Here is a 24,003-nt window from a genome sequence, read left to right as displayed (position 1 = left end):
CAAAAAACTTGACTGTTTTTACCTCCAGCCAAGCCGGCCCCCAGACCAGGTTTTCGCCTCCTTTCCGGATATTTGATTTGCCCTCCGAGGGGCAGGGCGACAAGGGGCCTCGGCCCGGGAGTCCCACCCGGAGTCCGGACGGAGCAGTCAATCATACCCCCATACCCCAGGCTCGCCTGCTCGGACTGGCGGGGCGCAAAACGCCCGCAGGTCAGAGTAAACTGGAGTAGAGGCGGTGTGCTCACCGCCGCCCGGACCGCCCTGTCAGGGCGCCTGCCGGTTTGTCCGATACCGGCTAAACGGAGTCACCGTAAGGACAGGGCTAGTTCCTTGAGGTCGTGCCAGACGGAGTAAAACGCCTCCTGCTGCCATATGGCAAGCCCGTTGTGCAATAGGAGCTTTTCCTCCAGCCGCCTCAAGCAGGCCCTGACCCTGCGGGTCATCCCTCTTCCTTCCCTCGGTGTATAAGGATAAACCTTAAAGGTCAGATTTTGCTTGATTTGGGCTACCATTTGTTTGAGTTCTTTCGTTATCCGTTCCTCAAAACCCATTGCTCTGCGGCCAATAACCAGTGCCGCAGCACAGTGCTCCGGAACGGCGTAACGTTTTTTATACTTCCAGTAGCCAATGGTGGACGTGTCCCGGGCAGATACTAGCTTAAACGGCACTCCTTCTTTGACTGCTCTCCTGCACACCGCTTCCACCATTCTGGCAAAGGGAAAGTTTGAAGCCATCCGGTTAAATTTTTTGTTGGTATCCAGCCTGTCTTTACTAAACTTCAAGTCCTCCAGGGCAATTGGTTTGCCCAGGGAGAAAGCTATTTCAATGATTACCTTTGCTAAGACGCCTATCAGGTAATCCCGCCGGAAACCGGAAGTATAGGCTAGGTCGGGTATCCTGATGTAGAGAAAGCCGTTCGGGTAAGTGATAATTTGAAACTCTCCTTCATATTTGCCCAGGTTGCCGGGGCAAGGGATTTTAAAATCTTCCGGCCACGGCTCGGGCTGGCCTGAGGCGTTTGTATTGCATAAGGCTACGCCGTCAGGGTTGATGTCCAGGGCTAGACAGCCTTTAGTAAAATCGGGTTCCTTCATCATGCCCAAATCCAGCGTGAGATGCGCTATATAGCGGCCTTTCTGAGTATGGACCAGCTCTACTGTATAGGGCAGTTTCATGGCAAGCCATATCCGCATAAGGTCCCGGTGCTTCTCCGGCAGCCACAACCTTCCTTCTACTCTTGGGGCTTTGCTCATCTTCGGGCGGCCAAGTTTATCCGTGCCTGTCTGTTCGGAAAGGTGGGATATGGAGACAGCCAGGCAGAACTCCTGCCCCTCAAAGGATACCTTGATGTTAGGGTTGCCGCCCTTTGTCTCGTCTCCCCGGGAGTAGAGGCGGTTTTTGCGGGATGCTCGCCACTCTTCCCGCGTGGCCAGCCCTTTGCAAACCTTTTCCCATAGCTTTCTGCCGCCAAAGACTACCTTCGGTATCGTGCCATTCTCTTGATGGATTTCAAGTTCGGCCAGCTTTTTCTCCAGGGATGCCACCCGGTTGTTCCGCCCTTTAACTGCAAGATGAAGCTTCTCGATATCTTCTGGCGTATCACCTTTTTCTTCTGCTTTCGCCAGTTTCCTCATGGCAGTGCCAAGCTTCTTCCTCGCCCGGTTCAGCTTGTTTTTCGTCTCCTCAATCTCCAGCTCCAGCAGCTCTTTTTGGGAGTCCAGCAGGGCCTGGGCTTTGAGCCTTGCGTCGTCCGCATATCGGGAGTTGATTCCGAAGAGTTCCTGCCCCAATTTCTTTATTTCATCCCGGGATGTACCCTCCAGGAGCCGATTGAAGGCCCAGCGCATACAGGCAGAAAAAAGGCGCATTTCTGTCTTAAGGGGGTCTTCCTCGCCACGGCTCCATTTTTGCGAGCGAAAGGCAGGGTAAACTTCCGGAAAGAACTCGCCGCTTAGTGTCATGCTAAATTTGTCCTTTTTCTGTTTCTTCGGCATTTCTTATCAGCTCCCGGAAACCGGGTATCTCCGCTGGCCGCCGCACAGATTTGATAAAACCTTGCCTAATCTCTTCGCTGTTTCTTCAGTGGATAAGAGTTCCATGCTTTTATGGCGGCAAAATAGTTAAGTAAAGTTAACTACAGTACATTTTCTTGTAGCTGCTTTATTCCTCCCCTTCGGGTATTTCTTCTTCCGCACTTTTTTCCTCTATCATTCTATAGATCACATTAATCTTTTCGGATGGCAGGACGTGCAAAATCGAAGGGTAAATGATTATCTTGCTTTCGTAGTCGTCCAGCGGATTTTCTATTTTCTCTATAATCTGGTAATTCTTAAAAAGATTCAAAGTTTCGTTTAAATCCCTTTCTGCCGGTTTCCTGTCTATAGCCCCGGTGTTGAGAAGTTTTCTCACCACGTCGCCCTTCGTCACTATAACGTCCTTTCTCAGAGAAATTTTTTCCCTTTCTTCTTCGTACAAAAGCCTTAAGGCAAAAAGCACAATGGTTTCGAATTTTTTCAGCCTTGCGCGGTTCTGCTCGAATCTGTTGAATATAGAAATCACGCCGTAGTGGTTGTCTTTGTGTACGTCCCAGCCGGCCATGGAAAGGTAGCCCGAAAAGACTTCAAAGTAGCGTTCCACGAATCTATAGTCCGGGTTTATCCTCACGTTCATCGAGGTTTTGTCATACTTTTCCCTCAGGATAAAATTGTGAGAAAGGAGGAAGTTTACCAGCCTTGCAAATTCCTGCTTTTGGGAATCGCTCATCTTTTCGTATTCCTCATGCCACATCTTCACACCTTCTTTTTTATCTTCATGCGGGGAATCCTGTAGCCGTTTACGGATACGCTTCCTTTTTCTTCAAAGGCCACATCGTAAAAGGAACCTTTTTCGTCGTGCATTATGACCCCCAGTATGAGCATCAAAAATTCCTCATCGTTTTCAAGGTTTATTTCTTCTGAGAAAACTTCTCTTTTCCCCTTTAAAAGCTTTTTGAAAAACTCAAAGACCTTCTTTCGCGTCAAAGCACTCTTGAGCCTTTCTTTTAAGCTTTCCATCTCCTTTTCGAAAACGCCTTCTTCCTCGGGCTCTTTTATTTTGGTGAATTTTATATCCTGCAGTTTCCGCTCGGATTTCTTTACGTAAAGGGAATTCTCATCGATGTAGCTTTGGGGAAAAAGCAAAACGGCCTCGTTTACGGCGGTTACTATTTCCTCATTTTCCGGCAGAGCTTTGAGTATCTCCACTATTTTACCTTTTAGGCTCATATCTACGTTCAAAAGGTACTGCATCCTCTCCACCGAAGCCCTAGTATAGGCCGCCCGCTTTCTATCAATTTCTTTTAGCAAAACATCTATATTGTAGTAGATGTTCACTATCTCGGTTATCATCCCCGTAACTTTCTCAAGGGCTTCTTCCTCATCCTTGTAAATCCTCCGCCTCACGGAAGATTTCACCAAGAGGTCCATCATTTCTTTGTCGTAAAGCCAGGAGTTTAAAATATTTATGATAGGGGTCTTGTAGCGGGGGATGGAATCGAGGGTCTTCAGGGGGTGGTATATCCTCTCGTCGATAAGTTCCCTGAACTCGTCGAAGTGTTCCCTCAAAATCTGCCTTATCTCTTCCTTTTCATAAAGGGACTGGTGATATTTCCTCAGGTTGTTGAGAAGGCTTTTGAGCTCGTTTACGAGGTCTTTCGTCCTCCTGTAAGCTTCCCTGAGGGCGAAGATGGCGTCCTCGTTCCTTTCGAGGTCCTGATTTTTCAGGTTGTTGTAGGCCGAATGGACGTACGAACCGTAGTCCTTCACTTCATCCACCTGAAGCTCATACAGCGTATTCAGGATTTTTATCGAGTAATCGTGAAGGTATATAATTTCTTCTATAAAATTTTCCGAATAGTCCCTGTATATCCAGCCGGTTTTTTCAAGCTTTCGCAAAATAAAATGGGCGAGAGCCGAAAGGCTTGCGTCGTCGGGCCTTTCCTCGTCTTCTTCCTCCTCGGGCAAAAAGCTCGAATTTTCAAGGTAACTTTTCAGCCTTTCCACCAGGTCGTCCTTTTTTACGAGCATTTCCTCCTGGTACGCCTGAAAGATTATAAAAAGGGAGTCCAGGTAGACGTGTTTATTTTTGGAAGCCAAGACTGAAAAAAGATTTTCCGGAATTTTGTCGAAAAAGGCCATGCTTTTTCCCTCATTATGTTTTAAGGATATATCCACACAGCTTCTTTTTCAAGTTCTTTATAAAACTTCGAATTTGCCTTTTTCATTTCCTCGTATTCTTCCTCGGTATATACCAGCAAATCCACAGGGACCGGAATTTCGTCCGTATCCCAGTTAAGAGAACGCTTAAAAAAAGAAACATCGGACCCTTTGAGCACGAATATCACATCAAGGTCGCTTCCTACCCCCCAGTCTCCGCGGGCATAGGACCCGAAATACCCTATTTTCAATATATCATCCCTATTTTGTTTCACCTCTTCGATCCATTTTAAAAGGGACGAAACAACAGCTTCCTTATCCGGCCATTTTAGAACGGACGAATTCGACGATCTCACAGGCATATTTTACAGCCTCCTTACTCTGTAATGGACCATAGTGCTCAAATGGTGCTCCATCAGGGTGACTATCCGGATATCTTGCAGGTATATAAAAGTTATCGAGCACTTTTGCCTTTTCAATGAGGTCCTGGCTTATACCAATACTTTCGGGAAGTTCTCTTAAAAGCCTGGATATCACGTGCCCCCATGCTTCCTGGCCAAGGTAAAGGTGAAGCGCTTTTACCGCCTTTTCGCCGGCCTGATGCGCTGCAAAACAAGCCCATTCATGATCATTGCTTTCCATGGACAATTTTGCATGATCCAAATCCTTTATCGCTTGTTTTAACCAATCAAAAGCTCTGTTGGGCATTTGTCTTCCTCCAACAATCATAGATTCGCTTACATGATATCAAATTTTTTTATATTCTGTAAACCTGGTTTCAATCAGAAGTGCGTAATTTCACTTCACCTCAAAAAATTCCGCCGGCAAGATAGGGACTTCGTGAAAGTCCCTCCCAACTATTCTTTCCGCCGTGAACATAGAGTCCCATACTGCCTCCTCCACCGCTTCCACAGCTGCCTGAAACACCTTGTTTATTTCATCAGAATGGGAGGACAGTGTCTCGATTCTGATGAAAGGCTCGCCGTAATGGCAAACTCTGTTTGCAGTCGAAAAGGCAAGTGCAATGTCCCCGCTTCCGTTTCCCATGAAGGAGCCGGTCCTCGCAAGGCCCAATATCCCCCTCTTTGCCACCCTCTCAAGGCCCCTCGCATCCAGCGGCACATCGGTGGCGATGACTATTATGCACGAGCCTTTGTCCTCCTCTATGGTGTCTTTCTTACCTTTTATATCTCTTTCCAGCCTTTCTTTCAGCATCCTTCCCACGTTTTTGCCGTTGAAAATGAGGTCATCCATCCTGCCGTAATTTGTGAGGAGCAAAGCCCCTACTGTGTACACCTTTCCCCCTATTTCGATTTGCCTCGAGGCGGTGCCGATGCCGCCTTTAAACCCGTGGCATATCATGCCGGTCCCGGCACCCACGCTTCCTGTTTCGAACTCCTTTTTTGCGCTCATTATGGCATCGAAGACATGCTCTCGTTTCACATGCCTTCCTCTTATATCATTTAAGTACCCGTCGTTGCACTCTAATACCACCGGGTTTACGGTGCCGGTCGTAACACCGATATCCTCGTTGAGGGAAAGCATGTACTCCACCAGGGCATCGGAGGCGATTCCGACGGAAAGCGTATTGGTGAGGATTATCGGCGTCTCCAGCGTCCCCAGCTCCTTTATCTGTATCAGCCCAGCGGACTTGCCGAAGCCGTTTCCCACAAAGCAAGAGGCAATCAACTTTTCCTTAAATATATTTCCATCGTGCGGTATTATCGCGGTCACCCCCGTCCGCACGGGGCCCTCCCCGGGAATAAGTTTTCCTTCACCTGAAATCAAAGTCACGTGCCCCACCTTTACCCCTTCCACATCGGTTATGGCATTCAATGGACCTGTTGGAAGATTCCCTGTAGAAAGGCCATATTCTCTCATCCTCTTTCGCATTTTTCTCTCCTCCCGAGGTCATTTTCTTTAATCATTTTCTATTATATCAAATACTAACAGTAGTTTATTGGAAAGTAGCTGCCAATAATATTAATAACTAATAAAAATAACATGTATATACAAAAAGCATAGCTGATGGTATAATGATAAACAAGCGGGAGGGATTGACGTGAAAGTTGAAAGTTTTGAATTCAACCACACAAAGGTTAAGGCACCATATGTCAGGCTTGCCGCTGTAGAAGAGGGGCCGAAAGGAGACTTAGTCGCCAAGTACGACCTCAGGTTCATAACCCCCAATAAAGGTGCGATATCCACCGGGGGTATACATACGTTGGAGCATCTCCTTGCGGGGCTCTTGAGAGAGGAGCTAGACGGTGTCATCGACGTTTCTCCAATGGGTTGCAGGACCGGCTTTTACCTCATAAAGTTCGGCAGAACTCCTCTATCCGAAATTAAAAAAGCCCTGGAAAACGCCCTTGAAAAAGTCCTGAAAGCGGAGGAAGTTCCCGCCGCCAACGAAGTCCAGTGCGGGAATTTCAAAGACCATTCGCTGGTCGACGCAAAAAACGCTGCAAAAATGGTCCTGGAAGAAGGGATATCCTTATTTGAATTTACAGATTAACAGCCGTAAATCTATTTTTTAAGAAGGGGTTGAAGTAAAGAGATGGCAAAAATAGCGGAACTTTTTGCGCCGAAAGACATGACGGTGGGAACGCCCTGGAAGCGAATCGTCGAATTTTCAATCCCCATGCTGATAGGCAACATCGCCCAGCAGCTATATAACACCGTCGATTCCATCGTCATCGGGCGGTATGTAGGGGACAACGCTTTGGCGGCGGTGGGAAGCGCATTCCCGGTGTTTTTCTTTTTGCTGGTGCTTTTCGTGGCGGTCTCAACAGGGGCGGGGATAATGGTATCTCAGTACTTCGGCGCAAAAGACAGGGAGAAGCTTTCCCGCACCATAGGAGTCTGTATAACGCTCACAGCAATAGCTTCTGCTATAATAATGGTAATATCGCCCTTTGTAGTCAGGCCTATGCTGGTATTGATAAATACACCTGAGTCGATCCTGGACTGGAGCACTAACTATCTGATGATACTGCTTGTGGGCAACTGGGGTTTCTCCTATTTTAATATTCTCTCAGGAGTACTGCGGGGACTGGGCGATTCGCTATCAGCCCTGGTTTTTTTGCTCATCTCGACTGCACTCAACGTGGTGCTCGATATATGGTTCGTCGTAAGCTTCAATATGGGAGTAGCAGGCGTGGCCTTGGCGACAGTCATAGCCCAGGTCTTATCCGCCATACTCTGCGCTATAAAATTGAAGAGGATGAACGACATATTTGATATGAACCTCGAGATGTTAAGACCCATAAAAGAATACGTCATGCAGATAATAAAATTAGGAATTCCTTCTGGACTTACCCAGGCAATTTTTTCCCTTGCCATGGTCACAGTCCAGTCCCTTACTAACAGCTTCGGAGAATTGGTTATAGCAGCAAACGTGATGGTAATGCGGGTAGACGGATTCGCCATGATGCCCAATTTCACTTTCGGCATCACCATGACCACTTACGCCGGCCAGAATGTAGGTGCAAGGAGGATGGACAGGGTCGAAGAGGGCACCCGCCAGGGCCTTGCCATTGCTGTGGGAGTTTCAACGGCCATCACCATTGTACTGCTGATCTTTGGCAGGTATCTCATGGCCATTTTCACCCAGACGACCGAACTGGTGGACCTAGGTATGCGTTTTATGAGAATCCTCGCCATAGGGTATGTAGCAATGGCCGTGACGCAGGTGCTTTCCGGCGTAATGCGCGGCGCGGGAGATACGGTGACTCCTATGTGGATTTCGCTCATCACCACCTTCTTTCTAAGGGTTCCCTTAGCTTACGGCCTCGCCTATATAACGCGAAGCCCGTCACATCCAAACGGCAGGCCCGAGTCCATATTCTTTTCCCTGCTTTTTGCCTGGGTATCCGGCGCTTTGATCACCACCTACTTTTATAAAAGAGGAGCGTGGAAAGAAAAGGCGCTCTTTAGAAGTTTAGAAGGGCACTAGTAAAAACCGCCGGCCCCGATATTTACAGATTACGGGACCGGCGGTCTTGCTGTGCAAAATTTGTCAGAGTTTCTTACATAAGCTTTTTCAAAGCCTTGCCCAGCGCGTCAGCACCCATTATGGCGTTATATACGTCTTCCGGCGTAACCTTAAATGGCATATTGTGGATGGTCTCGCCCTCAGCGCAGGATGCTTCCGCCACCTTCCTTATGTCCTCTTCTTTCACTTCTTTAATGCCAAGCTCTTCCAAAGTTACCGGCAGCCCCACGTCGAGGCAAAAGCCTATGACTTCTTCCAGTTCATCCATCGGGCTGTTTTCCAAAACCAACTGGGCGATAGTTCCGAAGGCTACCTTCTCACCGTGATACATCTGGTGGCATTCATGCAAGACAGTAAATCCGTTGTGGATGGCGTGGGCTGCTGCAAGCCCTCCACTTTCAAATCCAATACCGCTCAGGTAAGTATTGGCCTCCACCACATTCTCCACTGCAGGCGTGCAGGCCTTTTTCTCTACGGCCAGTTTGGCCTTAAGGCCGTCCTCTAGAAGCGTCCTGTAGCAAAGTTCAGCAAGAGCCATAGCTGCTTTTGTGCTTTGCCCGCCCGACAATGCTTTGGCATTCGAGCGCATGCACGCCCGGGCTTCGAAATAAGTAGCCAAGGCATCGCCCATGCCAGCCACCAGGAGCCTGGCCGGAGCTTTTGCTATCATGCCGGTATCTACAAGGACCACATCGGGATTTTTGGGAAGGAACAAGTACTTGCTAAACACTCCTTCGTCGGTGTATATGACGGAAAGCGCGCTGCACGGTGCATCGGTCGATGCGACAGTGGGAACAATCACAACAGGCAGCGAAAGATAATATGCTACTGCTTTTGCAGTATCGAGAACCTTCCCGCCCCCGATTCCGACAATTACTTCCGAGCCGTGCTCTTTTGCAAGATTTTTTAGCCTGTTTATCTCATTTTCCGAACATTCTCCGTTGAATGGCTCAAAAATAAGTTTTACCTTTTCACCCGCGAAACTTTCCTCTATTATCGGCCTTGTCCTTTTGATGCCGTTTTCGCTGGCGATTACGAAAAACGAACTTCCGAGTTTTAAGGTATGCTCTTTGATGTGCTTTAAAACCCCGTTCCCCTGGACGTATTTGCCAGGGCCTATAATTGCCCTTATCATGGTAACCCCCTCCTTGCCTTTTGTTAAGATTTTATCACATAATGAAAAAGTTCACAAGATGTCAGCATAAGAAGCGCTTTTTCAACTACAATACCTTTTTTACAATATCCATTTCGGTCAATCCATATTTCTTGAATAAATCATCCGTTTCTGCAGATTCAGCAAAAGTATCTTTTATTCCGATTTTCAAAATTGGAATTTGATATATTTCCGATAAAACTTCAGAAATTGCTGAACCTAAACCTCCCACGATACTGTGATTTTCAATCGTAACTATAAATTTAACCTTCTTTGCTATATTTAAAAGCGTTTCTGTATCAATAGGTTTTATGCAGTGAACCGAAGCAACGAGTGCGCTTACCCCTATTTCTGAAATCAGATTTCCAAAAACGTCTCTAATTTCTTCCACACTACTCACCTCAGTTCTAGCATTGCTTTTTCAAATTCTTCCTCAGATATCTTCTTTGAATGCCACTCAATTTTGTTCTCCATAAAAGATACCCCTTTACCCTTTATAGTATGTGCGATTATCACTTTCGGCTTTCCGCTTTTAAATTTGACAGCCATATCTATTTCTTCAAAGTCATGGCCATCAATTTCAAGGCATTGCCATCCTAAATCTGTCCACACTGACAATAAATTACATTTTCCAAACACATCCTCCACTTTTGAGGTCAATTGAAGCTTGTTGTAATCTATAAAAGCACAAAGGTTGTCTAAATTGTTGTTTGCTGCAAAAATAGCCGCTTCCCATATTTGACCTTCTTGAATTTCTCCATCACCCAAAATCACATAAGTTTTATGGCTTTTTCCTTTTATTTTATCAGCCAGAGCGCACCCTTAAGTACAAGAGAATTTCCACAATTGAAAGCGAACCACCCGGATGGCCAGATCCCGCATAATAGAGCATTTCTATGATCAATTTCCTTACTTTTTTAGCCTTTTCTTCAAGAAATATTTTTTCTTCCTTGCTCAACATAAATTTACACCTCGCATCGAGTAGGAAGGGGCGGCTAACCCCCGTCCACTCACCTATGAAAAAATGCAAGTATGCTATGAAAATTTAATAAGCAATTATGAATGATCAAATTTTAAAAAAAGACAATACGACACTATACCAGGTCATTTCGATTTTTTAACCAGGCTTGTTTCGGATATTTTGTTAAATTGTCCAACACTACTTAATAGAGAACAGTTAAGCTCTTTACCATTGACGGAAACAAATAGAAACTAATATGCTTCATTTCCTGGCAAGTCATATAATTACCCTGTTTCAAATAACAAGGACTGAGTTTCTTCCTCCGATACATCTTCAATACAATCGATTACTCGCAATAGCTCTTTCGTGTCTACCTCGTATGCTTGAGCTTGTTTGGCCAAATTCTTCAGTTTTCTTTCTAATAAATCTCTTCTGATATCCCTGTATTCTTCCCGGCGTGTCAGAACTGCCCATATTATATGCAACATCTTACGCGCTGTGGCTACAATAGCAATTTTGTGCCCTTTCTTCTCCTTTAGACGAAAATAAAAAGATTGTAGCTTCCCTTTGCTTTGGATTGCTCTCTGTGCACACTGAACTAGTATCCAACGCAGGGTGCTGCGGCCTTCTTTAGTTATGTTACCGGTATAGCGTGTTTTGCCGGATTGATGAACAGATGGAACCAGTCCCGCATAACATGCTAGTTTTTTAGGTGAGGAAAAGCGGAAAATTGGCCCAATCTCTGCAAGAATAGTCAATGCGCTCAAAACCGAAATGCCAGGTATACCCATCAGTAATTTTACATTTGAGTTCTCTTTAGCCCTGGCAAACAAATCTGCTTCGAGGGCCGCCATTTCTTTTTGCACAGCATCCAGCAGTTTTAATGATGAACAAACTATGATTTGCTCTGTTTCCGGTAGCGAAATACTCTCTAAAAATTTTCTTCCGCTTTTCCCAAATAAATCGCTCCGTGGAGACTGGATTCCATTGCGAATTAACGCAGCGTGAATCTTGTTTTTCAGCATAGTACGGATTTTTCCGAGACGGATTCGGTGATGAAGCAGAACTCTTAATTGATACTCATCCTTGCTCGGAATCCAAGACTCAGGAATAAAGTCTGCCGCTAACAATTGGGCAAGAATTTGAGCATCAAGGGCATCGGTTTTTACACGAGCTTCAGCTATGGCACGAGTTTTCAAGGGATTGGCAATCACAACTTGCCCCGGATAACCAGATAGGATATCATGAATCCAAAAGGCGTTACTGGTAGCCTCCATTACGATACGAGTATTGGAATCTAGGGTTTTGGCGAATTCCTCCCATGCTTGTCGTGTATTGGCTATTCGAAAGCGTCTTTTTTCTTTGTTTGGCCCGATCTCACACCCTTCTGCATATTTTTGATGCACATCCAAACCAATGAAGCGCATTTGCGGCCCCCTCTCTAATTTAGTTAACAGGCGGAGTTGCTTTTACATTCACCTATTCGTGGGCTTAGCCACAACTGGGTGAGGCGAGGAGGCGATTAAACACACCAACGGGCTTATTTCATCCCAGTGAGAGGACAATCGCCCCGCCTACAGCCTTCTCCGAAACCCTATTCCAATTATACCAGAGAAGAGCCTGCATTTTTATCATACCAACACACCACCGGACACACACCACCGGACATGCGGGTCCGCATCCGGCGGTTCACCAAGCTTTACGAATCCTCTGATAACGTTCGGTTAAGCTCACCAGGCCCTGGGATTGCCAGCAGGCATTGCCCAGGGCTCTGTTCATTGGCCCATGTGCCATCCGCCACGGCCCCTTCCGCGCATTGGCAAATTCATGCACTACTTCTTCCGGCAATCCTAGTGCCCTGAGTTCTCTATATCTCGTCCTTACTCGTTTCCATTGCTTCCATAAACATAGGCGTAGCCTGCGGCGTATCCAGCCATCTAGTTCTTCAAATTTGCTGGGCGTTTCGGCCAGGGCAAAGTATCCCATCCACCCTCCCAGGTATGTGTTCAGGCATCCTATGCGCACTGCTATGCTTACCGGCTTGTTCCGGGCTGTTATCTCACGTATCTTCGCCTTTACTCGTTCAATGGTCTGGGGCGCTAGACGGATGAGTATTTGCCCTCCCTTCGCTTTGTGCATGCTGAATCCTAGAAATTTTTGTTCGTTTATCTTGAGCTTTAACCGCTCCTGCAGGTATCTCTTTACGCTTTCCATTACTCTTTCTCCGGCCCGCTTGCTCTTTACGTAGATGTTGCAGTCGTCGGCGTAGCGTACAAACTTGTGGCCCCTCTTTTCTAGTTCTTTGTCTAGTTCATCCAGCAGTATGTTGGCTAGAAGCGGACTCAGCGGCCCTCCTTGCGGTGTCCCTTCCGTTGTTTCCATTACTACTCCGTTTATCATGACTCCTGCTTGCAGGTATCGGCGAATAAGAGCCAATACCCTCTTGTCCTTTACTTTTCGTGCTACTTTCGCCATGAGTATGTCGTGGTTTACCCGGTCGAAGAATTTCTCTATGTCTATATCGACTGCCCATTCGTATCCTTCTTGCACATACCGCCTTGCTTCCCTTACTGCGTCGTGTGCCCTTTTTCCGGGCCGAAATCCGTAACTGTGTTCCGAAAATCCTGGGTCGAAGATGGGTGTTAATACTTGCAGGAGAGCCTGTTGGATGAGGCGGTCCATTACAGTGGGGATGCCTAAAAGCCTCTTGCCTCCCCCGGGTTTCGGGATTTCGACCCGGCGCACGGGCTTGGGCTTGTAGGTCCCGGCTAGCAGTTCTTCCCGGATGCGCAGCCATTCGGCTCGTAGTTGTTCCCGAAGCCATTCGGTCGGGATGCCATCTATGCCGGGCGCACCTCCGTTTTGTTCCACTCGCTTGAGTGCCTTCAGCATGTTATTCCTTTCTACCACCCGCTCCATCAGGCCGTTATCATCGTCCCCGCGAGGTGATTCTCCGCTTCGTGCCGGAGAAGAACTCGGCCCTCCCTCAGTCCCCCGTGGCTTCACCACTTCCTCCTGCGGGTAGGCCCCTTCCGGGGTTTTCTGCTGTCTTCGCTCTCCTCTCGAACTCATCGGTATCACCTCTTGCTTGATGTTCGGGCCTTCCCCAGAAGCTCATGACCTCCTGGGTACTATGCCCTCTGCTGACTCCTGACGGTTCAACCATGCCTTCCAGCATGGGTTACCAGTTTACCTGGCGTTACCGTCAACACCCACCTTCGGTGGGTACCCGCCCGTGTAAGAGCGAAAGCCTCCCCGCGCTCGCCCCATATACTCTACCGCCCCTTGGCAGCCTTGGATTTCGCTGTGTTGTGCCAGCTTATCCGAGCGGTCTAGCCTCGTATGGGGTTCTTGTTCATCGAGCCGTGGCTTTGCCTCCGGCTTCCTTCGGATTCCACCTCGCGGTGGACACCCTTGCCTTTGGCGAAAGACTTTGCTGCCTCGCCTGCAGTGGACTTTCACCACCGAGTTAACGCCCATGCCGGGCGCACGAAAATGAAAAGCCCGCAAAAAGCGGGCTTTTTACAGTTTGTCATTACCGCCAGTTTGTCATCCCCCTTCTCGAATTTCGTAGTCCTAGGAATCTCGCCCGTCAGGTATTTTTAGTCATCCCACTTGCATTTATGAGTAATAATAATATTAGCTAATTACGGGAGGTATGATAAATGTGGGTGACTTCTTCGGAATTCAAAATGAGAGTAGGCAAGTATTTAAAAAACGAACATCGTTCTTGACCTTTTGCTAAAAAGAAATTTTCATAAATCAGCATATAAAATTTTCAAATTTGCTGAAGAAAAAAAGCTTGATGCATATATAGCTTCTTTTGCGAAAAAATGCTTGAAAAGCAATCATTCTTGATATATATTATGATATATATCCGAAATTTATATTGCCCGGGGAGATGATAAAATTGGATGTGGCAAAAATTTTCGAAAACGGAAGAAGTCAGGCAGTTAGATTGCCTAAGCAGTATCGCTTTAATGACTCTGAAGTATTCATAAAAAAAGTCGGCGAAATCGTCGTTTTAATTCCCAAAGATAGCGTTTGGAAAAGCTTCGAATACGGCATAAAGCACTTTTCCGAAGATTTCATGGAAACTAGGGACCAACCGGAACCAGAAAAAAGGGAAGAGATGAAATGAAGTACATGCTCGATACCAATATATGTATTTATATCATCAAAAAGAAACCCACCGAGGTTATAGAAAGATTCAAAAAGCTCGATATTGGAGACATTTGCATATCCTCAATAACTTTAGCCGAACTTTGGTACGGCGTTGAAAAAAGCCAGTATAAAGAAAAAAACAGAGCAGCCCTTGCCGCCTTCATCGCCCCTTTTGAGATACTGCCCTTTTCCGACAAAGCTGCAACCAGCTACGGAGAAATCCGCGCATTCCTGGAAAAAAGAGGGGAGTCCATCGGCGCGTACGATTTGCTGATTGCCGCCCATGCGCTTTCCGAAAACCTCACGTTGGTAACAAACAACGTTAGGGAATTTGCTAAAATCCCGGGATTATCCGTAGAAAACTGGGTTGAATGAAAAAATACCGCGCAAAAATGCGCGGTATTTTTTCGATAAAGATCCCTATCTATCGATTTTTTAAAAATTTTACGGCCTTTAATATTGATTCGTCGTTTCCAAAAGCTCCAGCCTTTGTCACCACTTTTACCCCATCGGCCACTCCTCCGATGAGCACGAGCTCCGGTATTCCCGGTTCCAATTCCGAATTTATCCTGCAACCGGTGGCAGAAAGTTTTTTCACGACGTGTATCGCCGTATCTCCTCCGGTAAGAACCATTCCCGCAGGTCTTCTTGCTTTTACCACCTCATGGGCAACCTCTCCCATGAATCGCGCTATAGCTTCGCTGGTTTCCGCGGAGGAAAGCCCCAAACTTTTTCCAACCGCAATCGCATCAGTAACGTCTTTCTCTTCTAATGCCGATGCAATTATGACGTCCTTTGCCTTATCCATAAAATCGAGCACCTGTGCGAAAACACGTTTTACTTCATCGCAAGGGTTTGTCAGAGCCCTCTTTACATCCACTTTTGCCAAAGCTATTTGGCTTTCTTCGGCTGCCCGTGATATTTGCCTCCTGGTCACCTGACTTACGCTTCCTGCTACCACCAAAATCCCGTCTTCATTCTTTCTCTTCTCAAGGCAAACCATAAGTGCCTCGGCAAGACCCGCCGAGCCTACCCACAGTGCTTTCTTTTCTAGAGCGAGGACAGCTTCCGCTATTCTTACAAGATCTTCTTCTGTCGCAGCATCAAAAGCGAAAACATCGTACTTTCCAAGGTCTTGCAATATGGTTTCGGCCAAATTTTCATTCATCTCTTCCAGCTTTTTCAGCCTCACTGGAATATCTAAACTTTCTTCTAATAGCTTTTTTACATCGGAAGTTGTCACCGGATTTCTGGGATCTTTTGCAAGTTCGGTTTTATCGACGGGTACACCGTTGAGGTAGTGAATACCGTTTCGAGTGGTGCGGCCGTTTTTCGGAAAGGCAGGGGCGAAAACTATAATTTCGGGTTTCAGGCTTTCCCGCAGGGCTTTTAATTCAGCTCCTATATTGCCCCTTAACGTCGAATCTATCTTTTTGTAAAGTACCGCATCTTTATACCTTGCGATTAAGGAAGATACTTCCTTTAACGTTTCATAAGCTTTCAACGGCGGAAGGCTCCGGGTTTCGGTATCTATGACTAATGCATCGATTATATCCTCGTATTTTTCTAAACTCGAAATTTCCGTCATAGTAACCGACAAGTATCCATATTTCGCAAGCTGTACGCCGGTGTCATTGCTTCCCGTGAAATCATCAGCTACAATTATAACCTTAAACAACCTTCTCTCTCCCTGCTAAATTTTTCCCGCGTTCAATTTTATCAAGGTAGGATACCAGAAGGGGACATAAAATCGCTGTAATTATGACCGACGCCGCAACTTGAGCCGTTGCAGCGGCCACCAAAGGCTCTAAAGTCGGGTCTACGGCAGCGACGGCGGCAGGAGTTGCAACTGCATTACCTGCGGTCGTTCCAATGGCAGCTCCGACCCCTTTATTTTCACGGAAAATATACTTAATGGTAAGATAACCTCCCAAGCCTGTGAGCACAACTGTCAAGACACCTAATAATATTCCTGGAAATCCCGCTTTAAGAATTGTCCTAAAATCTAAAGCTGCCCCTAAAGGAAATGCAAAAAACGGAATCAACAACTTTTGCCCGGGAGCTAGAAATTTTTTCCATTCTTCATCCAAATTGCCTAGTATCATTCCCACTAAAATCGGAATAACCACGGCGACCAGTGCTATAAAAGGAATGTTGGCAAGGCCCGTTGCTCCCATAGCCACCATCGTGAGGAACGGTCCGTCGTTTATCGAAAGGATAGCTATCGCACCCACATCCGTCGGATCGCCGTACTGCGAAGCAAGCGCCGTATACAGTCCCCCATTGGAATTGGTTACTGCCGCAATAATGGCAAGCGATGATAATCCAAGTAAACCTGTAGGTCCCATGAATTTACCTACGACCCACCCTAAAGCAGCGCCGATAAAAAACTTTACTGCGGTTAGGGCGACACCCTTGCTCAGAGAAACTCCGGCTTCTCTTAATGTAATCTGCGCTCCGTTGCAGAGCAGGAAAAGTCCAATCAGGGGCATGGCCCCCTGTTTAAATAGAGCTGTGGTAAATCCCCCTATTTGTAAAGCCTGGGGGAAAAACGTATTTATTATGGCTCCCAAAAGGAGGGGAACAACCATAAGTCCCCCCGGGATTCGTTCGATAGCCTTAAGGATCTTCACCAGCCTTTCCCTCCTCTTAAAAAGTAGAAATCAGCTTATACATACCGAATTCCCTGTGTTTTAAGGCTTCCGCCTTCGTAAGCTTGCCGTTGCACACCTCGATGAGCTCTTTGAATAACCTTTCGCCCACATCTTTTATGGTTTCATCGCCTTCCACTATGGTCCCGGCGTAAAAATCGATGTTGTCCATCATTTTCTTATACGTTTCGGGATTCGCAGTAATCTTTATAACCGGAGCAATAGGTGAGCCTGTAGGAGTTCCTCTGCCTGTAGTAAATACTACTATTTGAGCTCCTCCTGCGGTCATGCCGGTAATGGACTCTATGTCCTGACCGGGAGTGTCCATAATGTAAAGCCCTTTGCCTTTTGGCTCTTCGCCGTATTCCAAAACCCCTTGGACGGGCTTCGTGCCACCTTTGTATATACACCCGAGCGACTTTTCCTCGATGGTGCTTATGCCTCCTTCAATGTTTCCGGGGGTCGGCTGTCCCCCTCTCATATCCACACCCATGGTTTTTGCCTTTTCTTCGCACCTTCTCACCATATCCAAAAGCTTTCTTGCAACTTCTTCATTTACCGCGCGCTTTGCCAGCAAATGTTCGGCACCTATAATCTCTGTTGTTTCCGAAAACATCGAAGTTCCGCCCAAATCGACTATCTTGTCCGACACGTACCCCGCTACCGGATTGGAAGCAAGCCCCGAAGTCGTATCGGAACCTCCGCACTCTACGGCGTAAATCAAATTGGATATATCTACCTCTTCCCGTTTAAGCTGTACAACCTCCTGGGCCATATCCCTTACTATTCTGGTCCCAGCTTCTTCTGCCTTTAAAGTGCCGCCGCAATCCTGAATTATTATATATTCTACCCTTTTTCCGGTCTTTGCAATCTCCTCAGCAACTTTTTCGGTGGGGACGCCTTCACATCCAAGCCCCACGACTAAAGCCGCAGCAACGTTGGGGTTTTTCCCAAGGCCTATTAATGTTTTTGTAGTAAGCTCTAAATCCGCACCTATCTGACAGCAGCCGTGCTGATTGGGAATTGCGACAGCTCCTTCTACATGCGAAGCTATACGCATCGCCACTTCGCTCGCACATACCGACGAGGGTATTACAAGGATATGATTTCTTATTCCTACCTTTCCGTCGGGCCTTACATAACCTAATATTTTCATCTTCCTTCCTCCTCCCAGTCTCCTCTTCCCCTCAGGCTTTCAAAATTATGAACGTGGACGTGCTCTCCTGTTTTTATGGGGCGCGTGGTTCTACCTATTACTTCACCGTACTTGATTACTTCTTTTCCCAGGTCAATATCCACGAGGGCAAATTTGTGGCCGAATGGAATGTCATCGAGCAAATTCACCTTAACTATTTTGCCATCTAAATCCACATTCACCTCCTGCCCTTTCTTTAGGTCCTGCACCGCAGTGGCCACATTGTCCTTAGGGTTTATAACCACCGCCAATTTCTTCATGAATATCACCTCCGAAAAATATAATCTTGCAATTAATATGCCAAAGCCCAAAATCTTAAAAAAAATGCTGTTTGCCGGGTTAAAAAACTTCGGTGTACTATTGCAAAAAAAATCAGTTGATGCAAAATGCATCAACTGCCCCTACGATCTTCCATTCATTGCTTTTTTAATTTTCTCCAAAGGGTTGTTCTGTTAATCCCCAACCTTCTTGCAGCCTCCGATATATTACCGCCCGTCAACTCCAAAGCTTTTTTTATATATTCTCTCTCCACAAATTCCAAGGGTTTTACATCGCAACTCCAGTCTTTATATAATTCATTGCCAGCCTTATGTTCATCGGCATCGCAGCTAAATTTAACATCCCCCACGTCTATCCACATTTCATCGCAAAGGGCAACAGCCCTTTCGATTATACTCTCAAGTTCCCTGACATTTCCCGGGTAATCAAAGGTCTTTAAAACATCCATCGCTCTCGAAGTTATGCCTTTTACGTTTTTCCTGCATCTTGCCGCATGTTTTTTTATCAAATGAGGGACCAGAACATCCAGATCTTCCTTCCTCTCCCTTAAGGGAGGGATATTTATATTGAGCACATTTATCCGGTAAAAAAGGTCCTCCCGGAATCTTCCCTCTTTAACCATCTCCAAAAGATTTCTATTCGTAGCACATATTATCCTGACATCCACTGGGATTAATTTATCGTCCCCTATCCTCCTCACCTTTCTCTCTTGAATTACCCTGAGAAGTTTAGCCTGAAGTCCTACGGGCATCTCCCCTATCTCATCGAGAAAGATCGTTCCTCCATGGGCAAGTTCGAAGAGCCCCGCCTTTCCTCCTTTCACCGCACCTGTAAAAGCACCTTCTGCATAACCGAAAAGCTCGCTTTCGAGAAGATTTTCCGGCAGCGCCGCACAGTTTATAGCAACAAAAGGACCATTTTTCCTCAAGCTGGCATTGTGGATGCTCTGGGCGAAAAGCTCTTTTCCGGTCCCCGTCTCACCTACTATCAACACCGTGGAATCTAATAGCGCATACTTCTGGGCTTGCCTTATCACATCGCCCATTTTTTTGCTTTTGTACAAAATATCGTCGAAACTGTACTCGGCAACAAGGCCCCTATCCGACAGCTTCCTCCTTATGCTGTGTTCCATTTTTTGTAAGGTCGCCACCTCCTGAAAGGTGGCAACAGCTCCTACGATTTCATCGTTTACAATAACGGGCACCCTGTTGGTCACTATCATGGTATCCGAAACTTTCTGAAGTTGACCTATCTGGGGTTTTCCGGTCTTCAGCACTTCGTAAAGTTTGGTATTGGGTATAACTTTTTCCACCTTCTTGCCCAAAACCTTGTCCGACGGCAATTTAAAAATTCCTTCCGCCATTCTGTTGTATATGGAAATTCTTCCATCTTTGTCTACCGCTATTATACCGTCGTGAACAAAATCCACTATGGTTTTAATCTTTTCCGTCCTTTCTTTTTCGGCCTTGATGGCCTCCGCCAGCCTGAAAGCTTCATTCACGGCGGAAGCTATGGCCTCTTTTCCCGAAGTTATAAGCCTGCTTTCTAAACCGAGCTCCTTTGCACTGCGAGCTCCAATCGTATCGCCTATGATTATCTTTATCCCTTTTTCCTTCGCCTCTTTCACTTGCTTTGGCCCTATTTCCTCTTTTTCTATCACGATTTTGACAATATTAAGGTTCAGCACCTCACCTATAACCTCACAACCATATATAACGTTTTTGTACCCAGCCACACCTATGACTTCTTTGTAGCCGAGTAGTCCTTTAAACTGCCTTAAAATATCATAAGCGTTTACCTTTATTTCCACAACCGGAACCGAAACCGCCTCTTTTATGAGCTGATAAGTGCCGCCGCGACTTATTATGACATCGAATCCCTCTTTTTCCCATTCCTTTGCCACTTTAACTCCCTCGCTCAAATCTCCAAGCTCTATGCGTATATCCACGCCCAGCTCGTTTTTCACATTCAAGGCCATATCGAGTAAGTCCCGGTAAGGTGCGATAAGCCCTATTTTCATCGCAAAAACCCCTCATTTAATTTTCTTCATATCAAACGAAAAATCCTTTCAATAAATAAAAAAAACCCCAAATACCGGGGTTTTTCAATGACAAAATTTACTTTATTTGAAACTTATATCTTGCCATTTTAACAGCCATCTTAATGGCATCTACCAAACTTTCCTCGTTTGCCCTTCCCTCTCCTGCTTTTCCAAACGCCGTCCCATGGTCCACCGAAGTGCGGATTATAGGAAGTCCGAGCGTACAATTTATCCCTTTTACCTCGGTAAACCTTCCAGTCTTCGCGTCAATCTTAAATCCCGTCAATTTAACCGGAATGTGCCCTTGATCGTGATACATCGCCACGACCACATCGTACTGACCCGACAGCGCCTTTACAAATACGGTATCCGGCGGCACTGGGCCTTCCACATCGATGCCTTCTTTTTTTGCCTCCTCAATGGCGGGGATTATATACTTTTCTTCCTCGTCGCCAAAAAGGCCATTTTCTGAACTATGCGGGTTCAACCCCGCAACCGCAATGCGGGGGCTTTCCACATCCAGCATCTTCATTGCATCATTTGCAAGCCTTATTACCTTATACACCCGCTCTTTCGTGATTAAATCGCAGGCTTTTCGCAAAGAAACGTGAGTCGTCACGTGGACAACCTTCAAATTGTCGTTTGCCAGCATCATGGCATATTCTTTCGTATTCGTTAAATCGGCAAATATTTCGGTATGACCCGAATAATGGTAGCCGGCCAAATTTATGGCTTCCTTACTTATCGGCCCTGTTACTACGGCATGTATCTTATTTTCCAAAGCCAGCTCTATGGCCTTTTTAACGTAATTAAAAGCAGCGTTACCGCAAGTTGCGCTTACTTTTTTGTATTCCCACCTCCCCGGCGCTAAAAGGTTTAGATTAATGTAATCTACTGTTTTATAAATTCCTTGAGCTTCATTCACATCGTTTATTTCCCGAAGCGTCAAATGCAAATTCGTAAATTCATTCGCGTCTTTCAGAGCCTCGTAATCTCCGATGACAACGGGAATGCACTCCTTGTAAATTTCTTCTCTTGCCAAAGCTTTTAGGGCTATTTCAGGCCCTATTCCTGCAGGATCGCCCATCGTTATCCCGATTACAGGTCTCATTTCTTGCTTCTCCTTTCCATATTTTTCATAACTGTAATAGCATAATTAGATAATAAAGCAAAAATTATGCCAACCATAAAATTCCCTAAATACGCTTATTCACATTAAAGATGTTGCATTATGCAATATTAGTTCTTAATCTTTTCCCTTTCCGCATAATTGCCGCATCGGCGATGTATACCTTCGGCTTAGCTTTCAATATCTTTTTGCCATCAAGCTCAACCGGATAGCTTAAATAAATCAGATTGGCACGGGGACGTTCTTCCGCCTGAATGAGCTCGTAATATTATAACCTATACTTTGCATTTTTATCAACAAAATTATAAGTATACTTTGTATTTTTCGCCCATGCCATGCCGGGCGCACGCAAAAATAATGCCGCGCAAAATCGCGCGGCCAGATTCTCAATGTTCACCCATATTTTCAATTTTGTCCGAATGGGCTCTTCCACTACCGAAGCCGTTGCCGTTGCCGTTTCCTCTTTGATACCGCCTGCCGAAAATTCCAAGGCCATTTCGGTAGCCATTTTGGTTGCCAAGAGGTCAATTTTCCCTATACAAAGCTAAACAATCTATAGCTTTGTTAGGTACTCATTGTGCAGACCCCAACGAGCACTATACTGTCGGAGCCGACGGCTACCTCCGTCACCGTCTGGCCAGCCCGGCATCCTATGATGGGGAGGCCCACATTTCCCCGGCTTCAGGCCTCAGCTGCCGGGCTGCTTCCCGGCGTTTTCCGTCCCTCGTGCTTTGGCCCTAAGGCGCATACCGGGAGGGGGAGTTACCCCGCCTACCCGCCGCCCCTTAACCCCCACCACAGGGTGTTGCCGGACTCCCGGGTAGCCCGGCAGGGAAGAGCGGCAGACTTTAAACCTAGCAATTAGGACGAGTTACCGAACATGAAAGAGAGCCATTCTTCAGGGTTCCACCCAAGGATCATATGGCCGTTCCTTACCGCCCGCTTTCTGGCCGCCCTGAACAGTCCGGAGAGCTTGCCCCAAAGCTTGAAATGCTGCCATCCTTCCTTTGGCGACAGCCTATTCAGGATCTCTTTGGGGACCTTCTCGGTAAAGCCCAAAGCTCTCCTGGCTATTACAAAGGCGGCACCCTGGTGGGCGGAAAGGCCGTAATCCCGTGAGTATTTGAAGTAACCGATAAGCGAAGTAAATCTGGCGGATACGGTAAAGACTGCGATACCCCTCTTCCTCAAAGCCACAACGATCCGGTTGAACAGGAGCCTCTTGCAAAAGTTGTGGGTGACACGGTTGAAGAGGCGGTTGGTGTCGTGGTACTGGGCAAAGGACAGCTCTTCCAGGGCTACCTGCTTTATACCCAGCGATTCCAGCCATTCGGCTATGTCTTTAGCCAGGTTTCCGGCTATCCACTCCCGTTTTTCATGGGAAACGTAGACCAGTTCAGGACACCGGAAACAGCGTGAGATATGAAAATTGCCGTCCGGCAGTGCCACGGTTACGGCCACCACATCGGGGTTTAAGTCTATTCCTGCCATGGGCAAGTCTTTGTTTACAGGCACGTCATCGCCCAGGGGAAAGGAAATAAAACAATCGAACCTTCCGTTCTTGCGGACTACCCTTACCGTATAGGCACCGGCTCTCAAAAGGTGCTGCATGAGTATGCTCCGGTAACGAACAGGTATTTCAAGGGGCACCGTAACCCAGTCTTCTTCTTTCCTCCTGCGGCCGCTTTTGTCTTCCGGCTCCGGCGGTATGTAGACGTTGAGGCGGAAGGAACCGGTAACCTCGTCGAAGACCACTTCCGTGTTGGCATTACCATACTGGCCTTCCAGCCCCTTCTGGTTGGCCTGGCCTACGGAATAGAAAGCGTTCGACCTGAGTTCCCGCCACTCTTCTTTAGAAAGTTTTCCCTCTTGTAGGAGGAGCAGGTTTTTCTTGCCGCCAAACACAGCAGGTGGCACTTCATCCCTCTCCAGGAAACCCTTCCAGTAGGTCAGTTTGCCGCGAAGCTTGTCTAGCCGGGCTAATATGCCCCGTCGGCGAAGTTTATCCTTAGTGCGTTCCAGCTTTTCCTCGGACTTCTCTATTTTGGCCTCCAGGTCGGCGACATGCATTTTGACCTGTTCTTTCTGGCTCTCAATTGTGGCTTTAGCGTCCTCGACAGCCCACTGGCACCAGCGTGCGTTGGGGAAGAATTTATTGTAGAGGTCTCTGACTATTTCTCCAGGCTCTTTCCCCCGCCTCAGGGCCTGGTAAGCGGTGCGCTTGGCCGCCTGAAAGCGGCGCA

Annotated in this window: 25 protein-coding genes; 4 read left to right on the top strand and 21 right to left on the bottom strand. The window is 46.7% G+C overall.

All coding sequences use genetic code 11. The features are described from left to right. Window positions 1-305: 305 nt before the first annotated feature. The 6 genes from AN618_RS08710 to AN618_RS08685 form a co-directional block, all read right to left on the bottom strand. Window positions 306-1,994 (bottom strand): IS200/IS605 family accessory protein TnpB-related protein, encoded by a 1,689-nt coding sequence (locus tag AN618_RS08710; protein WP_066353949.1) that lies wholly within the window; start codon window positions 1,992-1,994, stop codon window positions 306-308. Between the two features lie 166 nt (window positions 1,995-2,160). Continuing rightward, window positions 2,161-2,787 (bottom strand): DUF4194 domain-containing protein, encoded by a 627-nt coding sequence (locus tag AN618_RS08705; protein WP_066353948.1) that lies wholly within the window; start codon window positions 2,785-2,787, stop codon window positions 2,161-2,163. Between the two features lie 2 nt (window positions 2,788-2,789). Continuing rightward, window positions 2,790-4,175 carry a Wadjet anti-phage system protein JetA family protein gene (locus AN618_RS08700; RefSeq protein WP_066353947.1) on the bottom strand — a complete coding sequence of 462 codons (1,386 nt, stop codon included), beginning with the start codon at window positions 4,173-4,175 and terminating at the stop codon, window positions 2,790-2,792. 20 nt (window positions 4,176-4,195) lie between these two features. Next, entirely contained in the window at window positions 4,196-4,555 is a 360-nt protein-coding gene (locus tag AN618_RS08695) for a nucleotidyltransferase domain-containing protein (protein WP_066353946.1), read from the bottom strand. After that, on the bottom strand, window positions 4,509-4,901 hold the full coding sequence (locus tag AN618_RS08690) for a HEPN domain-containing protein (protein ID WP_066353945.1): 393 nt from the start codon (window positions 4,899-4,901) through the stop codon (window positions 4,509-4,511). The genes AN618_RS08695 and AN618_RS08690 overlap by 47 nt, the downstream gene beginning before the upstream one ends. A gap of 90 nt (window positions 4,902-4,991) precedes the next feature. Continuing rightward, window positions 4,992-6,086, bottom strand: coding sequence for a DmpA family aminopeptidase (locus tag AN618_RS08685; protein ID WP_066353943.1), 1,095 nt, complete (start codon window positions 6,084-6,086; stop codon window positions 4,992-4,994). Window positions 6,087-6,249: 163 nt separating this feature from the next. Here AN618_RS08685 and AN618_RS08680 point away from each other — a divergent pair, with 163 nt between their 5' ends. Together AN618_RS08680 and AN618_RS08675 are read left to right on the top strand one after the other, a co-directional pair. Beyond that, window positions 6,250-6,708, top strand: coding sequence for an S-ribosylhomocysteine lyase (locus tag AN618_RS08680; RefSeq protein WP_066353942.1), 459 nt, complete (start codon window positions 6,250-6,252; stop codon window positions 6,706-6,708). A 42-nt stretch (window positions 6,709-6,750) separates the two neighbouring features. Beyond that, window positions 6,751-8,148, top strand: coding sequence for an MATE family efflux transporter (locus tag AN618_RS08675; RefSeq protein ID WP_066353941.1), 1,398 nt, complete (start codon window positions 6,751-6,753; stop codon window positions 8,146-8,148). A gap of 73 nt (window positions 8,149-8,221) precedes the next feature. Here the strand turns inward: AN618_RS08675 and AN618_RS08670 are convergent, their stop codons facing one another. The 7 genes from AN618_RS08670 to AN618_RS13130 form a co-directional block, all read right to left on the bottom strand. Continuing rightward, a complete protein-coding gene (locus AN618_RS08670) occupies window positions 8,222-9,322 on the bottom strand; it encodes a glycerol dehydrogenase (protein ID WP_066353940.1) in 1,101 nt (366 codons plus the stop codon). Between the two features lie 85 nt (window positions 9,323-9,407). Then, window positions 9,408-9,731, bottom strand: a complete 324-nt coding sequence (locus tag AN618_RS08665) for a transketolase C-terminal domain-containing protein (protein WP_066353939.1) — start codon at window positions 9,729-9,731, stop codon at window positions 9,408-9,410. Between the two features lie 5 nt (window positions 9,732-9,736). Next, window positions 9,737-10,108 carry a hypothetical protein gene (locus AN618_RS08660; RefSeq protein WP_245628463.1) on the bottom strand — a complete coding sequence of 124 codons (372 nt, stop codon included), beginning with the start codon at window positions 10,106-10,108 and terminating at the stop codon, window positions 9,737-9,739. A 37-nt stretch (window positions 10,109-10,145) separates the two neighbouring features. After that, window positions 10,146-10,301 carry a hypothetical protein gene (locus AN618_RS14165; protein ID WP_245628462.1) on the bottom strand — a complete coding sequence of 52 codons (156 nt, stop codon included), beginning with the start codon at window positions 10,299-10,301 and terminating at the stop codon, window positions 10,146-10,148. 284 nt (window positions 10,302-10,585) lie between these two features. After that, window positions 10,586-11,728, bottom strand: coding sequence for an IS110 family RNA-guided transposase (locus tag AN618_RS08655; protein ID WP_066353937.1), 1,143 nt, complete (start codon window positions 11,726-11,728; stop codon window positions 10,586-10,588). Between the two features lie 262 nt (window positions 11,729-11,990). Beyond that, window positions 11,991-13,373 carry a group II intron reverse transcriptase/maturase gene (gene ltrA, locus AN618_RS08650; RefSeq protein WP_066353935.1) on the bottom strand — a complete coding sequence of 461 codons (1,383 nt, stop codon included), beginning with the start codon at window positions 13,371-13,373 and terminating at the stop codon, window positions 11,991-11,993. A gap of 117 nt (window positions 13,374-13,490) precedes the next feature. Continuing rightward, complete coding sequence (locus AN618_RS13130; protein ID WP_157081686.1) at window positions 13,491-13,781, bottom strand: hypothetical protein; 291 nt, start codon at window positions 13,779-13,781, stop codon at window positions 13,491-13,493. A 430-nt stretch (window positions 13,782-14,211) separates the two neighbouring features. On the opposite strand from AN618_RS13130, the gene vapB reads away from it, so the two are divergent. Then, entirely contained in the window at window positions 14,212-14,442 is a 231-nt protein-coding gene (gene vapB / locus AN618_RS08645; RefSeq protein WP_157081685.1) for a type II toxin-antitoxin system antitoxin VapB, read from the top strand. Further along, window positions 14,439-14,840: a type II toxin-antitoxin system tRNA(fMet)-specific endonuclease VapC gene (gene vapC, locus AN618_RS08640; RefSeq protein WP_066353933.1), complete on the top strand. Its 402-nt coding sequence runs from the start codon at window positions 14,439-14,441 to the stop codon at window positions 14,838-14,840. Before vapB ends, vapC begins: the two co-directional genes overlap by 4 nt. Window positions 14,841-14,889: 49 nt before the next feature. Here vapC and AN618_RS08635 read toward each other — a convergent pair whose 3' ends face one another. From AN618_RS08635 to AN618_RS13330, 8 genes are all read right to left on the bottom strand, one after another. Beyond that, complete coding sequence (locus tag AN618_RS08635) at window positions 14,890-16,143, bottom strand: four-carbon acid sugar kinase family protein (protein WP_066353932.1); 1,254 nt, start codon at window positions 16,141-16,143, stop codon at window positions 14,890-14,892. Next, window positions 16,136-17,098, bottom strand: coding sequence for a 2-keto-3-deoxygluconate permease (locus AN618_RS08630; RefSeq protein WP_083515144.1), 963 nt, complete (start codon window positions 17,096-17,098; stop codon window positions 16,136-16,138). Before AN618_RS08630 ends, AN618_RS08635 begins: the two co-directional genes overlap by 8 nt. Before the next feature lie 16 nt (window positions 17,099-17,114). Further along, window positions 17,115-18,272: a UxaA family hydrolase gene (locus AN618_RS08625; protein WP_066353930.1), complete on the bottom strand. Its 1,158-nt coding sequence runs from the start codon at window positions 18,270-18,272 to the stop codon at window positions 17,115-17,117. Continuing rightward, entirely contained in the window at window positions 18,269-18,571 is a 303-nt protein-coding gene (locus tag AN618_RS08620; RefSeq protein WP_066353976.1) for a UxaA family hydrolase, read from the bottom strand. The genes AN618_RS08625 and AN618_RS08620 overlap by 4 nt, the downstream gene beginning before the upstream one ends. 155 nt (window positions 18,572-18,726) lie before the next feature. Then, entirely contained in the window at window positions 18,727-20,610 is a 1,884-nt protein-coding gene (locus AN618_RS08615; RefSeq protein ID WP_066353929.1) for a sigma 54-interacting transcriptional regulator, read from the bottom strand. Window positions 20,611-20,707: 97 nt separating this feature from the next. Beyond that, window positions 20,708-21,742, bottom strand: coding sequence for a 4-hydroxythreonine-4-phosphate dehydrogenase PdxA (gene pdxA, locus AN618_RS08610; RefSeq protein WP_222926444.1), 1,035 nt, complete (start codon window positions 21,740-21,742; stop codon window positions 20,708-20,710). A gap of 286 nt (window positions 21,743-22,028) precedes the next feature. Then, complete coding sequence (locus tag AN618_RS08605) at window positions 22,029-22,268, bottom strand: hypothetical protein (protein ID WP_157081684.1); 240 nt, start codon at window positions 22,266-22,268, stop codon at window positions 22,029-22,031. Window positions 22,269-22,621: 353 nt separating this feature from the next. Beyond that, window positions 22,622-24,003, bottom strand: a 1,382-nt coding sequence (locus AN618_RS13330) for a hypothetical protein (RefSeq protein WP_066353927.1), incomplete at its 5' end; no start/stop codon positions are given.

It is taken from the genome of Fervidicola ferrireducens, from assembly GCF_001562425.1.
In the GTDB taxonomy this organism is placed as follows: domain Bacteria; phylum Bacillota; class Thermosediminibacteria; order Thermosediminibacterales; family Thermosediminibacteraceae; genus Fervidicola; species Fervidicola ferrireducens.
This window is presented reverse-complemented; position numbering and strand designations above follow the sequence as displayed.

Excerpts from the sequence above, each read along its gene's own strand:
- AN618_RS08615 (WP_066353929.1), bottom strand. The coding sequence starts at position 20,610 with ATGAAAATAGGGCTTATCGCACCTTACCGGGACTTACTCGATATGGCC.
- ltrA (WP_066353935.1), bottom strand. The coding sequence starts at position 13,373 with ATGAGTTCGAGAGGAGAGCGAAGACAGCAGAAAACCCCGGAAGGGGCC.
- pdxA (WP_222926444.1), bottom strand. The coding sequence starts at position 21,742 with ATGAGACCTGTAATCGGGATAACGATGGGCGATCCTGCAGGAATAGGG.
- AN618_RS08605 (WP_157081684.1), bottom strand. The coding sequence starts at position 22,268 with ATGGCTACCGAAATGGCCTTGGAATTTTCGGCAGGCGGTATCAAAGAG.
- AN618_RS08700 (WP_066353947.1), bottom strand. The coding sequence starts at position 4,175 with ATGGCCTTTTTCGACAAAATTCCGGAAAATCTTTTTTCAGTCTTGGCT.
- AN618_RS08620 (WP_066353976.1), bottom strand. The coding sequence starts at position 18,571 with ATGAAGAAATTGGCGGTGGTTATAAACCCTAAGGACAATGTGGCCACT.
- vapC (WP_066353933.1), top strand. The coding sequence starts at position 14,439 with ATGAAGTACATGCTCGATACCAATATATGTATTTATATCATCAAAAAG.
- AN618_RS08695 (WP_066353946.1), bottom strand. The coding sequence starts at position 4,555 with ATGCCTGTGAGATCGTCGAATTCGTCCGTTCTAAAATGGCCGGATAAG.
- AN618_RS13130 (WP_157081686.1), bottom strand. The coding sequence starts at position 13,781 with ATGGGCGTTAACTCGGTGGTGAAAGTCCACTGCAGGCGAGGCAGCAAA.
- AN618_RS08670 (WP_066353940.1), bottom strand. The coding sequence starts at position 9,322 with ATGATAAGGGCAATTATAGGCCCTGGCAAATACGTCCAGGGGAACGGG.
- AN618_RS08705 (WP_066353948.1), bottom strand. The coding sequence starts at position 2,787 with ATGTGGCATGAGGAATACGAAAAGATGAGCGATTCCCAAAAGCAGGAA.
- AN618_RS08710 (WP_066353949.1), bottom strand. The coding sequence starts at position 1,994 with ATGCCGAAGAAACAGAAAAAGGACAAATTTAGCATGACACTAAGCGGC.
- AN618_RS08625 (WP_066353930.1), bottom strand. The coding sequence starts at position 18,272 with ATGAAAATATTAGGTTATGTAAGGCCCGACGGAAAGGTAGGAATAAGA.
- AN618_RS08655 (WP_066353937.1), bottom strand. The coding sequence starts at position 11,728 with ATGCGCTTCATTGGTTTGGATGTGCATCAAAAATATGCAGAAGGGTGT.
- AN618_RS08675 (WP_066353941.1), top strand. The coding sequence starts at position 6,751 with ATGGCAAAAATAGCGGAACTTTTTGCGCCGAAAGACATGACGGTGGGA.
- AN618_RS08685 (WP_066353943.1), bottom strand. The coding sequence starts at position 6,086 with ATGCGAAAGAGGATGAGAGAATATGGCCTTTCTACAGGGAATCTTCCA.
- AN618_RS14165 (WP_245628462.1), bottom strand. The coding sequence starts at position 10,301 with ATGTTGAGCAAGGAAGAAAAAATATTTCTTGAAGAAAAGGCTAAAAAA.
- AN618_RS08690 (WP_066353945.1), bottom strand. The coding sequence starts at position 4,901 with ATGCCCAACAGAGCTTTTGATTGGTTAAAACAAGCGATAAAGGATTTG.